Source organism: Ancylobacter sp. VNQ12 (genome assembly GCF_049445835.1).
GTDB lineage: Bacteria > Pseudomonadota > Alphaproteobacteria > Rhizobiales > Xanthobacteraceae > Ancylobacter.
The window spans coordinates 91,085-103,340 of the sequence record NZ_JBMSDU010000005.1 but is presented as its reverse complement, the minus strand read 5'-3'; the positions used below and the strand labels follow the sequence as shown (position 1 = coordinate 103,340).

The following is a 12,256-nucleotide window of genomic DNA, read 5'->3' as shown; positions in this document are numbered from 1 at the left end:
AGCCTTTCCGTCTCAGTGATCAGGCAGGCGTCACTGCGCCGGCTTGGGCGCCTCGGCCGGGGCGGCCGGCTTGGTGGTGAGGTCGGCGGGGCTCGGCGCCGCGGCGGTCTTCTCCACCTTGGCGGCCTCGCGGGTCTTCTGCACGGTCTCGGCCTGCGCCTTCTGGGCGAGGTACTGCTGGATCTGCGGCTTCACCTCGTCGAAGGTCGGCACCGGCTTCTGGCGCTTCTCCTCGACCTTGATGACGTGCCAGCCGAACTGCGTCTTGATCGGCTTCGACACTTCGCCCGGCTTCATCGCGAAGGCCACGTCGGCGAATTCCGGCACCATCTGCTCCTTGGTGAAGAAGCCGAGATCGCCGCCATCTTCCTTGCCCGAGGGGTCCTCGGTCAGCTGCTTGGCCAGCGTCGCGAAGTCCTCGCCCTTCTTCAGGCGGGCCTCGACGTCCTGCGCCTTCTTCTCGGCGGCGGCGGACGCGTCCTTGTCGTCGGGCGCGGCGCGGAACAGGATGTGGCGCGCATGCACCTCCTCTTCCGGCTTCTGCTGGCCGATCGCCTCGTCATAGGTCTTCTTCAGGGCCTCGTCGGTCAGCGCGGCCTTGGTCGCCTTCTCCAGCGCCGCCTGCATCAGCACGCGCTTGCGGATGAAGTCGAGCTGCTGCTTGAACTCCGGCGTCTGATCGAGCTTCTGCGCCTCGGCGGCCTGCGCCATGGCAGTGAGGTCGATGAGGAAGCCGAGCACATATTCGTCGCGCGCCGGGCCCTGGATCTGCTGCGGCAGGTTCGGCCCCAGTTCCTCGGCGGCGGCGTTCACTTCGCTGCGGCGGATCTCGGTGCCGTTGACGATGGCCAGCACCGGGTCATCGCCCTGCGCCGTCGAGGCGGCGGGAGCCGCGGTCTGCGCGAGCGCCGGCAGGGCCGGAAGGATCGCGGTACCGATCAGCGCGGCCATCAGGCCGGCGCGGAGAATGCCGGCGCCGTGGCGAGCCGCCTGTGATGCGGTGTGCGGACGATGAAGGGTCATAAAAGACATTCCTTGGGTTGCGGTTTGTCCGCGGTTCGGGCGGCGAAAGCTGGCCCAGCCGGGCGTTGGTTGCAAGCGGGTCGATAAAGCAATCGAAAAGCTGACAGTCTCGCGACGGCCGCAAGGGGTCGCGAGGGGCGAAAGACACCGGCCACCGTTCCCTTTCGTCAGAAAACTGTCGCCCGGCGTGCGATTGACAACCCCCAAACCCGTTCATAAGTGTGGCAAGTCGTGCGGCGCCTCCCCGGTGCTCGCAGTGATGTGACGCAAGAACCGGCAAGCCGTTCGCGGCGGCCTGGCCCGGCAGACCCATTTCAGCCGCAAATGGCGTCTCGATGAGGCAGTCCGCGCATTGGCGCCGGAGTTCGCGTGACACAAGGATCCGGCGGCCCGTCACCGCCGGCGCCGACTTATGCCCTGGCGGACACGGATTGGAAGCTCATGTTCGGCGCTCTCGCGCGAAAGCTCTTCGGATCGGCCAATGACCGCCGCGTGCGCGGTTATCAGCCGAAAGTCGCCGCCATCAACGCGCTGGAACCGGAGCTGCTCAAGCTCAGCGACGACGAGCTGCGCGCCCGTACGGCGCAGTTCAGGGAGCAGCTGGCCAAGGGCGCCAGCCTCGACGACCTCCTCGTGCCCGCCTTCGCCACCGTCCGCGAGGCGGCACGGCGCGCGCTGGGCCAGCGGCATTTCGACGTACAGCTGATCGGCGGCATGGTGCTGCACGAGCGCGGCATCGCCGAGATGCGCACCGGCGAAGGCAAGACGCTGGTCGCCACCTCGCCGGTCTATCTCAACGCGCTGACCGGCAAGGGCGTGCACGTCGTCACCGTGAACGACTACCTCGCCAAGCGCGACGCCGAGTGGATGGGCCGGGTCTACCGCTTCCTCGGCCTTACCGTCGGCATCATCCATCACGGCCTCGACGACAATGAGCGTCGCGCGGCCTATGCCTGCGACGTCACCTACGCGACCAATAACGAGCTCGGCTTCGACTATCTCCGCGACAACATGAAGTACGAGCTGAACCAGATGGTGCAGCGCCCGCACTTCTACGCCGTGGTCGACGAGGTGGACTCGATCCTGATCGACGAGGCGCGCACCCCGCTCATCATCTCCGGCCCGCTCGACGACCGCTCGGACTTCTACAACACCATCGACACCTACATTCCGAAGCTGTCGAAGGAGGATTACGAGGTCGACGAGAAGCAGCGCTCCGTCGCCATGACCGAAGCCGGCATGGAGAAGATGGAACAGATGATGCGCGACGCCGGACTGCTGAAGTCCGACAGTCTCTACGACATCGAGAACGTCTCGGTGGTGCACCACGTCAACCAGGCGCTGCGCGCCCACACGCTGTTCCAGCGCGACAAGGACTACATCGTCCGCAACAACGAAGTCGTCATCATCGACGAGTTCACCGGCCGCATGATGCCGGGCCGCCGCTATTCGGAAGGGCTCCACCAGGCGCTGGAAGCCAAGGAGCGCGTGCAGGTCCAGCCGGAGAACCAGACGCTCGCCTCCATCACCTTCCAGAACTACTTCCGCATGTACGAGAAGCTGGCCGGCATGACCGGCACGGCGAACACCGAGGCGGCCGAGTTCGGCGACATCTACAATCTCGAAGTCATCGAGATCCCGACCAACCTGCCGGTCCAGCGCGTCGACGACGATGACGAGGTCTACCGGACGGCCGGCGAGAAATACAACGCCATCATCGACCTCATCGAGGAGTGCAAGGCCAAGGGCCAGCCCGTGCTGGTCGGCACCACCTCGATCGAAAAGTCGGAATTGCTGGCCGAGCTGCTGAAGAAGCGCGGCTTCAAGCAGAAGGACTTCTCGGACCCCGACGCCTTCCGCCCGCTCTATGACGGCGATGACGGCAAGGCCGAGGACAAGGTGTTCGCGGTGCTGAACGCCCGCCACCACGAGCAGGAATCCTACATCGTCAGCCAGGCGGGCGTGCCCGGCGCCATCACCATCGCCACCAACATGGCCGGCCGCGGCACCGACATCCAGCTCGGCGGCAATGCCGAGATGCGCATCCAGCACGAGCTCGCCAGCCTGCCCGAGGGCGAGGAGCGCACCGCCGCCGAAGCCGCCATCCGCGCCGAGATCGCCGCTCTCAAGGCCCGCGCGCTGGCTGCCGGCGGCCTCTATGTCATCGGCACCGAGCGCCATGAGAGCCGGCGCATCGACAACCAGCTGCGCGGCCGCTCCGGCCGTCAGGGCGATCCCGGCCACTCGCACTTCTTCCTGTCGCTGGAAGACGACCTGATGCGCATCTTCGGATCCGACCGGCTCGACGGCATGCTGCAGAAGCTCGGCCTCAAGGAGGGCGAGGCCATCGTCCATCCCTGGATCAACCGCGCGCTGGAAAAGGCGCAGCAGAAGGTCGAGGCGCGCAACTACGACATCCGCAAGAACCTGCTGAAATACGACGACGTGATGAACGACCAGCGCAAGGTGGTGTTCGAGCAGCGCGTCGAGCTGATGCAGGACGACGACGTCGCCGAGACCGTCGCCGAGATGCGCCACGGCGTCATCGAGGATCTGGTCGTCAAGTTCGTGCCGCCCAATGCCTATCCCGAGCAGTGGGACACCGAGGGCCTCACCGAGGCGCTGCGCCGCGTGCTCGGCCTCGACCTGCCGGTCAAGGAATGGGCCGCCGAGGAAGGCATCGCCGACGAGGAGATGCGCGAGCGCATCCAGAACCGTGCCGACGAGGCCATGGCCGCGAAGGTCGCCCAGTACGGCCCCGAGGTCATGCGCTATGTCGAGAAGTCGATCCTCTTGCAGACGCTCGACCATCTCTGGCGCGAACATCTGGTCACGCTCGACCATCTGCGCCAGGTCGTCGGCCTGCGCGGCTATGCCCAGCGCGACCCGCTGAACGAGTACAAGTCGGAAGCCTTCCAGCTGTTCGAGGCCATGCTCTCCAGCCTGCGCGAGGCGGTGACCGCCCAGTTGCTGCGCGTCGAGGTGATGATGGCCCCGCCGCCCGAGCCGACGCCGGGGATCGCCCACCACATCGACGCCGACACCGGCGAGGATGAGTTCGCGCTCGCGCTCGCCGACGACAGCTTCGCCCAGCAGGCGACGCTGGCGCCGTCGGCCGATGCCGATGCGCAGCCCCGCCGCGACCCGAACGACCCGTCGAGCTGGGGCCGCGTCGGGCGCAACGAGGCTTGCCCGTGCGGATCGGGCCTCAAATACAAGCACTGCCACGGCAAGTTCATATGAGCACGGGCGGCCCGGCCGGCGACGAGATTCGCGAGGTCGAGGCCGCCGAGGGCCGGCTGCGCGACGCCGCCCTGCGCGGCGACGTGGCCGCGCTCGACGCGTTGCTGGCCGATGATCTCGTCTTCATCGACCAGACCGGGCAGTTCCTGTCGAAGGGCGACGACCTCGACCTGCACCGCACCCGCGCGCTGGAACTGACCCGCCTCGCCTTCTCCGACTTCCGTTTCCGGCCCTTCGCACCGGGCCTCGTCCAATCGGTGCTGCGCGCCGATGCGGAGGGGCGCGCGGGCGGATCGCCCTTCGCCGCCAGCCTGCGCTTCAGCCGGATATGGCGGCGCGAGCCGGGCGGCTGGCGCGTCGCCAGCGCGCATTCGACCTTCATCAGCTGACACATCGGCACACACGAAAAAGGCCGGCGATCGCGCGCCGGCCTTTTCGCGTTCAATGCACCTGCGGCGCTACTGCACCGACGAGGAGAAGGTCCCCGGCGTCAGGATCGGTGCGCCGGGCAGCGCACCGGCCTCCTGCTGGCCGGAGGCGGGCATGGAGGGGCGCAGTTGCGCCGCGGCGCCGGAAGCCGCCGCGGCGGCGGTCGGTGTCGGCACGCTGGTATAGGTCGCCTGTCCGGGCGTCGGCACCGGCGCATAACCCGTCTGAGCCGGAGCGGCGGAGGGCTGCACCGCCGCCGGAGCCGGAACGCGGGCCGGCTGGGCCGCAGGAATGGTGGACGGATGCGCGGCCGGGCTCGCGCCGGCCGGCGTGCGCGTCGCCATCTGCTGCGGCACCGGCGGACGCACCGGGGGCACCGGCACATCGGCCACCGGCGCAGCGGCGGCCGGCGCCGGAGCGGCACTGCCGCCGCCGAACAGGCTGCTGAAGGAGAAGCCGGCATTCGCCAGCGCGGAGGCGCCGCTGGAAGCCTGCGGCGCGCTGGCCGCCGCGGGCGCCGCTGCCGGCGTCGTGGAGCCGCCGCCGAACCAGCCCTTGACGCTGTCGAGGAAGCCGCCGCCGCCAGAATCCAGCGCGGCGACCTGCGTTCCCGGTGCCGTGACGGCCGGCGAGCGCGCACTGACGACGCCATTGCCCGGCGCGGCGGCGAGCTGGGTGCCCTGATCGCCGGGAATGTCGGTCGGGCGCGGCGCCGGCATGGGCACGCCGGCGACCGATTGTCCGCCCATCGAGGCGGCCACGTCCGTCGCCGCCGGCACCATGTCGGCCGTGGCGAGCGCGATGGTGTCCTCGGGCGCCGGCGCATTGGTCGCGACGCCGTAATCGCTGCCCGGTGGCTTGACCACGGGCGGCAGCGAGCCGGGGGCGGTGAGCTCCGGATTGGCCAGCTTGGCGAGGAACACCTTGTGCATCCCGCCATCCTTGCCGGTCTTCACCGGTGCAACCGGCGCGGACGCATCGGCGCTGGCGATGCGGGTGGCCAGATCCTGCTGGCGCGCGGCGATGGCGTCGGCGAGACCTTCGGGCTGGGTGTATTCGGGACACGCGGCCGAGGCCTGGAACTTCTGGCCCGCATTGACCGGCGTCGCGTTGAACACGTAGCGCTTGCCGCAATAGTCCACCTTCGGCGGCGCGCGGGTCACCTCGAACGTGTCGCTGCCCTCCTTCAGCATCTTCCAGAAGGCGAGGTTCGGGTTGTTGCGGTGGCGGACCATGTTGTCCGCCGTCATGCGGAACGGATAGGCCTGCACCTGGAAGGAGCGCTGGCCGCCCTTGAAGCTCTCGCGGCCGAGCGTGAACAGCTCCTGGATCTGCTCGTCGGTCATGGCGTAGCAGCCGCGCGAGGAGCAGTCGCCATGCACCATCAGGTTCGAGCCGTAGCGCCCCAGCGCCTTGTCATAGGCATTGGGAAAGCCGAGATCGAAGGCGAGATAGTATTGCGAGTTCGGGTTCATCTGGCCGGGCGTGATGGCGTAGAAGCCTTCCGGCGCCTGCCGGTCGCCTTCCCTGACCTTCGGGCCGAGTTCGCCGGACCAGCGGCAGATCGGGTAGGTCTTCAGCAGCGCGTAGTCGCCGCTGGTGGTTTCCTTCCAGACCTCGAGCTCGGACTCTTCCTTGAAGATGCGCACGACGATGGGGCTGGTCGCCTCCATCTGCTTTTCCTGGATCAGGGCAAGCGTCTTCGGCGACAGCGCCATCGACTTGGACAAGGGCCCCGGACCGTCATCTCCGGTGCAGGCGGCGAGCGCGAGCGCGGCCGCGCCCGACAGCAGCGCCATGCGCCAGCGCGCGGCGGCGCCGCCGCGGACGAGCCGAGTAAGACCGGAAAGGCTCAAGCCCGAATACTCCCCGTGCGTCCCACGATATGTCGGCCGCTTCGAAACCCCTGCCCGAGGCGGATTCTAGCTCAAGCGCGCGTCCCGACCAAGGGCTTCCGGCCAGCAGCGTTAGCGCGTCCGGCCTAGAGCGTCCGGCCGATGGCCAGGAACTTCTCGCGCCGTGCCTTGCGAAGGGCTTGCGGATCGAGCCCTTCGAGGTCGTTCAGCGCCGCCTCGATGGCGTCGCCCGCCGCCTCGATGGCCATTGTCGGGTCGCGGTGGGCGCCGCCCGGCGGCTCGGCGATGATGCCGTCGATCACATGGAAGCGCGCGAGATCCTGCGCGGTGATCTTCATGTTCATCGCTGCTTCCTGCGCCTTGGCGGTGTCGCGCCAGAGGATCGAGGCCGCTCCCTCGGGGGATATCACGCTGTAGATCGAGTGTTCGAGCATGAGCACGCGATTCGCCGTGGCGATGGCGATGGCGCCGCCGGAGCCGCCCTCGCCGATGATCACCGCGACATTGGGCACGCCGAGCGCGAGGCAGGCATCGGTCGAACGGGCGATCGCCTCGGCCTGGCCGCGCTCCTCGGCGTCGAGGCCGGGAAAGGCGCCGGCGGTGTCGACGAGCGAGACGACGGGCAGCGAGAAGCGGTCGGCCAGCTCCATCAGGCGTACCGCCTTGCGGTAGCCCTCGGGACGCGCCATGCCGAAATTGTGCTTGATGCGGGTCTCGGTGGTCGAGCCCTTCTCCTGCCCGATCAGGCAGACCGGACGGCCGCGAAACCGCGCGAAACCGCCGAGAATCGCGTGATCGTCGCCGAATTTGCGGTCGCCGGCGAGCGGGTCGAACTCGCTGAACAGCGTGGTGGCATAATCGGTGAAATGCGGGCGCAGCGGGTGGCGGGCGACCTGCGCCTTCTGCCACGGCGTGAGGTTGGCGTAGAGCTGGACCAGCGCATCGCGGGCCTTGCCTTCGAGGCGGGTGATGTCGTCGCCGATGGCGACGGCGTCGCCCTGCGCGGCAACGGCACGCAACTCTTCCAGCTTGGCCTCGAGCTCGGCCACGGGCTTCTCAAAATCGAGGTAACTACGCATCGGAGGTCGGCAAACCCGGCTCATGAGGATGGCCCGCCCGGACGGGCGGCCGCTAAAGTTGCGCGGAAGCTGCCCCGAGAGGGTGGCGACGTCAAGGCAAGCCGCTCGCAAGGCTTAATCTCCGGCGGTATCGTCCGCCCCCTCGCCCAGCGGATGCAGGTCGCGCACGAGGCTCTTCAGCCGCTCGTCGAGCACATGGGTATAGATCTGCGTGGTCGAGATATCGGTATGGCCGAGCAGCGTCTGCACGATGCGCAGATCCGCGCCATGCGCCAGAAGATGGCTGGCGAAGGCGTGGCGCAGCACATGCGGCGACAGCTTGGCCGGGTCGATCCCGGCGACCAGCGCGAGTTCCTTCAGGTCGAGCGCCACCTGCTGGCGGGTGATGTGACCGCTTGCCGCGCCGGAGGGGAACAGCCAGCGCGCGGCCTCCGCCGGCATCTTCTCCTTCGGCCGGACCGCGCGAACATTCTCCAGCGCGGCGCGATAGGCGCGCATCGCCGCCTTCGCTGCCTCGCCGAGCGGCACCAGCCGCTCCTTGGCGCCCTTGCCGCGCACGATGATGGCATCGCCCTTGGCGGTGGCCGCCGAGGCCGGCAGCGCGGCGAGTTCGGACACGCGCAGGCCCGTGGCGTAGAGCAACTCCACGAAGCAGGCGACCCGCGCCCGGCGCGCGCTCTCGCCGACGCTCGGCACCGCCTCGCCGGCGCGGGCATGGGCGGTCTCGATCAGCCGCGTCACCTCCTCCAGCGACAGCACCTTGGGCAGCGGCCGCGTGCGGCGCGGGCCCTCCAGCACGGCGGCGGGGTCGTCACCGCGATGGCTCTCGACATAGAGGAAGCGGTGGAACTGGCGCACGGCGGAGAGCTTGCGCGCCACGCTGGCGCTGGCGAGGCCGCGGGCGGAAAGCTCGGCGAGATAGGCGCGGATGTCGGCGGTCTGCGCGCCCGCCGCGTCGACGCCCTGCGTGCCGAGGAACGCCTCGTAATCCTCGAGATCGCGGCCATAGGCTGCGAGCGTGTTGGCGCTGGCGCCGCGCTCGGCGGCGATCATGTCGAGGAAAAGGGTGGCGGGCCTGCTCACGGCGTCTTTCGATCGAGCGGCACGGGCATGCTCATCTCGCGCGGCTGCGGCTCGACCAGATTGGCCAGCGCCCACATCGCGCCGTAGCCGATGCCGCCGAGAATGGCCAGAATGACGAGAAGGCGGATGAGGCTCGGCATGGCAGGCAGATCGTCCGGAGCGAATCGGGAGAGAGTGATTGGTTCGATCCTAGAACCTTTACCCCGCCGGACGGAAGAAAGCGCGGGCGCCGGCCTGCCGCCTTGCCGAAGGCCACGGTTACATTGCGTCGCCTCGTCGCGGATGATAGTCGCCTCTCGATGAGCGAGCATGAGGCCATCGGGCAAGAGGCCGGAAACGGGGCCATGACAGCGGATTTCGTCCAGGACGAGAAGGCGGCGGCGCTGCGCGACCGGCTGGGCCCGCGCTCCATCGTCCTTGTCGGCATGATGGGGGCGGGAAAATCCTCGGTCGGCAAGCGCCTCGCCCGCCGCCTGGTCCTGCCCTTCGCCGACGCCGACACCGAGATCGAGCAGGCCGCCGGCATGACCATCCCGGAGATTTTCGCCCATCACGGCGAGCCGGCCTTCCGCGACGGCGAAAAGAAGGTCATCGCCCGCCTCCTGGAGAACGGGCCGATGGTGCTCGCCACCGGCGGCGGGGCCTTCATGAATGAGGACACCCGCGAGGCCATCGCCCGCCAGGGGGTCTCGGTGTGGCTGAAGGCCGATCTCGACCTTCTGCTGCGCCGCGTGCGCCGGCGCGACGACCGGCCGCTGCTGAAGAACGAGGATCCGGCCGGCACGCTCGCCCGGCTGATCGACCTTCGCTATCCCATTTATGCGCAGGCGGCGATCACCGTCGTCTCGCACGACGTGCCGCAGGACGCCATGGTCGAGGTGGTGGTGGACGCGCTGACGCGCCATCTTTCCGCCGAGCCGACAGGAGACGCGCCGTGACCGAGGCTGCCGAGCAGTTGCGCCCCGAATTGACCCAGCTTTCCGTCGGGCTGGGCGAGCGGGCCTATGACATCGTCATCGGCCCCGGCCTGTTCGCCGAGGCCGGCGCGCGCATCGCCGCGCTTCGGCCCGGCGCGCGCGTGGGCATCGTCACCGACCGCAATGTTGCCGAGCGCCACCTCGCCACCGTCGAGGCCTCGCTCAAGGCCGCCGGCCTGATCCCGACGCCCGTCATCGTCGAACCCGGCGAGAAGTCGAAGAGTTTCAGCGTTTTCGAGCAGGTGCTCGACGGCCTGCTGGCCGCACGCATCGAGCGGCGTGACCTGGTGCTGGCGCTCGGCGGCGGCGTGGTCGGCGACCTCGCGGGCTTCGCGGCGGCGGCGCTCAGGCGCGGCGTCGATTTCGTGCAGGCACCGACCAGCCTGCTGGCGCAGGTCGATTCCTCGGTCGGCGGCAAGACCGGCATCAATTCGCGCCACGGCAAGAACCTCATCGGCGCCTTCCACCAGCCGATCCTGGTTTTGGCCGACACGCAGGCGCTCGACACGCTGCCCTTGCGCGAATTCCGCTCGGGCTATGCCGAGGTCGCCAAATACGGGCTGATCGACAACGCCCCGTTCTTCGCCTGGCTGGAGCGCAAGTGGCAGGACGTGTTCGGCGGCGGCCCCTCGCGGATCGAGGCGATCGCCACCAGTTGCGCCTCCAAGGCCGCCGTCGTCGCCCGCGACGAGAAGGAGACCGGCGACCGTGCCTTGCTCAATCTCGGCCACACCTTCGGCCACGCGCTGGAAGCCGGTGCGGGCTTCTCCCAGCGCCTGCTGCATGGCGAGGCGGTCGCCATCGGCATGGCGCAGGCGTTCCGCTTCTCTGCCGCGCAGGGCCTGTGCGCAAGCGCCGACGCCGCGCGGGTGGAAGTCCACCTCAAGGCGGTCGGCCTGCCCACCCGCATCAAGGACATTCCCGGCGAGTTGCCCGACACCGACGGGCTGATGGACCTCATCGCCCAGGACAAGAAGGTCTCGCGCGGCGCGCTGACCTTCATCCTCGCCCGCGGCATCGGCCAGAGCTTCATCGCCCGCGACGTCAATCCGGCCGCCGTGCGCAGCTTCCTTGAGGACGAGCGCGCGGCCGGTTAGGAATCGGTCATGACAAGCTATGACTGGCTGGCGCTCGGCGCCGTTGTCGTCTGCCTCCTGCTGTCCTTCTTCTTTTCCGGCAGCGAGACGGCCCTGACCGCATCCTCCAAGGCGCGCATGCACGCGCTGGAGAAGAACGGCGACGGGCGCGCCGCCCTCGTCAACAGCATGATGTCCCGGCGGGAGCGGCTAATCGGCGGCATCCTGCTGGGCAACAACCTCGTCAACATCGCGGCTTCCTCGCTGATGACCGGCATTTTACTCGCCTGGTTCGGCACGGCGGGCATCGCCTATGCCACCATCGGCATGACCGTCGTCGTGGTCATTTTCTCCGAGGTGCTGCCCAAGACCATCGCCATCAACCACCCCGACCAGGTCTCGCTGCGGGTGGTGCGGCCGCTGCGGGTGCTGGTGAGCCTGTTCGGCCCGCTCACCCTCGCCATCGAGGCACTGGTGCGCGGCATGCTGAAGGCACTCGGCGTGCCGCTCGGCAAGACCCAGAGCGTGCTCTCCGCCGCCGAAGAGCTGCGCGGCGCGGTCGACCTGCTGCATCGCGAGGGCAGCGTGGTGAAGGACGAGCGCGACATGCTCGGCGGCCTGCTCGCCCTCAATGAACTGGAGGTCTCCGACATCATGGTCCACCGGACCAAGATGGCGAGCCTCAATGCCGACGAGCCGCCGGAGAAGATCGTTCGCGAAGTGCTGGCCTCGCCCTTCACGCGGCTGCCGCTGTGGCGCGAGCGGCCCGACAACATCGTCGGCGTGCTGCACGCCAAGGATCTGCTGCGCGAGCTTCAGGCGATCGGCAATGACGTCTCCCGGCTCGACATCGAGAAGATCGCGCTGGACGCCTGGTTCGTGCCCGACGTCACCACCCTGTCCGACCAGCTCAAGGCCTTCCGCCGCCGCAAGCAGCACTTCGCCCTCGTCGTCGACGAGTATGGCGAGGTGATGGGGCTGGTGACACTGGAGGACATATTGGAGGAGATCGTCGGCGACATCTCCGACGAGCACGACAGGGCCTTCGCCGGCGCCCGCCGCCATCCCGACGGTTCGGTGAGCGTCGAGGGCTCGGTACCGATCCGCGACCTTAACCGCGCCATGGGCTGGCACCTGCCGGACGAGGAGGCGACCACGGTGGCCGGCCTCGTCATCCACGAGGCGCGCATCATCCCCGAACCCGGACAGGCCTTCCTGTTCCACGGCTTCCGCTTCCAGGTGATGCGCAAGCAGCGCAACCGCATCACCCTGGTGCGCCTGACGCCACTACGGGCGGCGTGAACGAGGCAGCCTTTTCCTCCCGCTCGACGCGCCGTCATCCTGAGGTGCTCGCACAGCGAGCCTCGAAGGATGGTTCTCCGGATGCACGGACGAGCATCCATCGAGGCCGCCTGCGGCGGCACCTCAGGATGACGTTGCTTGATGGACCGGCCACCCCGCCTTCGTCTGGTAATCGGCCCCCGCCATCC

Annotated in this window: 10 protein-coding genes; 5 read left to right on the top strand and 5 right to left on the bottom strand. The window is 68.7% G+C overall.

What is annotated here, in order from left to right:
* Positions 1–30 precede the first annotated feature (30 nt).
* Positions 31–1,023, bottom strand: coding sequence for a peptidylprolyl isomerase (locus tag ACO2RV_RS09605; RefSeq protein WP_423292257.1), 993 nt, complete (start codon positions 1,021–1,023; stop codon positions 31–33).
* A gap of 441 nt (positions 1,024–1,464) precedes the next feature.
* On the opposite strand from ACO2RV_RS09605, the gene secA reads away from it, so the two are divergent.
* Complete coding sequence (gene secA / locus ACO2RV_RS09600) at positions 1,465–4,266, top strand: preprotein translocase subunit SecA (RefSeq protein ID WP_423292255.1); 2,802 nt, start codon at positions 1,465–1,467, stop codon at positions 4,264–4,266.
* The gene (locus ACO2RV_RS09595; protein WP_423292253.1) at positions 4,263–4,655 is read left to right on the top strand and encodes a DUF4440 domain-containing protein; all 393 of its coding nucleotides are present in this window, start codon (positions 4,263–4,265) and stop codon (positions 4,653–4,655) included. Before secA ends, ACO2RV_RS09595 begins: the two co-directional genes overlap by 4 nt.
* Positions 4,656–4,724: 69 nt before the next feature.
* Here ACO2RV_RS09595 and ACO2RV_RS09590 read toward each other — a convergent pair whose 3' ends face one another.
* The 4 genes from ACO2RV_RS09590 to ACO2RV_RS09575 form a co-directional block, all read right to left on the bottom strand.
* A complete protein-coding gene (locus ACO2RV_RS09590; protein WP_423292551.1) occupies positions 4,725–6,494 on the bottom strand; it encodes a L,D-transpeptidase family protein in 1,770 nt (589 codons plus the stop codon).
* Between the two features lie 182 nt (positions 6,495–6,676).
* Positions 6,677–7,630 (bottom strand): acetyl-CoA carboxylase carboxyltransferase subunit alpha, encoded by a 954-nt coding sequence (locus ACO2RV_RS09585; RefSeq protein WP_423292251.1) that lies wholly within the window; start codon positions 7,628–7,630, stop codon positions 6,677–6,679.
* A 114-nt stretch (positions 7,631–7,744) separates the two neighbouring features.
* Positions 7,745–8,713, bottom strand: coding sequence for a site-specific tyrosine recombinase XerD (locus tag ACO2RV_RS09580; protein WP_423292249.1), 969 nt, complete (start codon positions 8,711–8,713; stop codon positions 7,745–7,747).
* On the bottom strand, positions 8,710–8,853 hold the full coding sequence (locus ACO2RV_RS09575; protein ID WP_423292247.1) for a hypothetical protein: 144 nt from the start codon (positions 8,851–8,853) through the stop codon (positions 8,710–8,712). The genes ACO2RV_RS09580 and ACO2RV_RS09575 overlap by 4 nt, the downstream gene beginning before the upstream one ends.
* A 204-nt stretch (positions 8,854–9,057) precedes the next feature.
* Here ACO2RV_RS09575 and ACO2RV_RS09570 point away from each other — a divergent pair, with 204 nt between their 5' ends.
* Genes ACO2RV_RS09570 through ACO2RV_RS09560 form a run of 3 tightly spaced genes read left to right on the top strand, consistent with a single transcriptional unit; the run spans position 9,058 to position 12,068 of the window.
* Positions 9,058–9,651: a shikimate kinase gene (locus tag ACO2RV_RS09570; protein WP_423292245.1), complete on the top strand. Its 594-nt coding sequence runs from the start codon at positions 9,058–9,060 to the stop codon at positions 9,649–9,651.
* A complete protein-coding gene (aroB, locus tag ACO2RV_RS09565) occupies positions 9,648–10,787 on the top strand; it encodes a 3-dehydroquinate synthase (RefSeq protein ID WP_423292243.1) in 1,140 nt (379 codons plus the stop codon). The genes ACO2RV_RS09570 and aroB overlap by 4 nt, the downstream gene beginning before the upstream one ends.
* A gap of 9 nt (positions 10,788–10,796) precedes the next feature.
* Positions 10,797–12,068, top strand: a complete 1,272-nt coding sequence (locus ACO2RV_RS09560; RefSeq protein ID WP_423292241.1) for an HlyC/CorC family transporter — start codon at positions 10,797–10,799, stop codon at positions 12,066–12,068.
* The last annotated feature ends 188 nt before the right edge of the window (positions 12,069–12,256 follow it).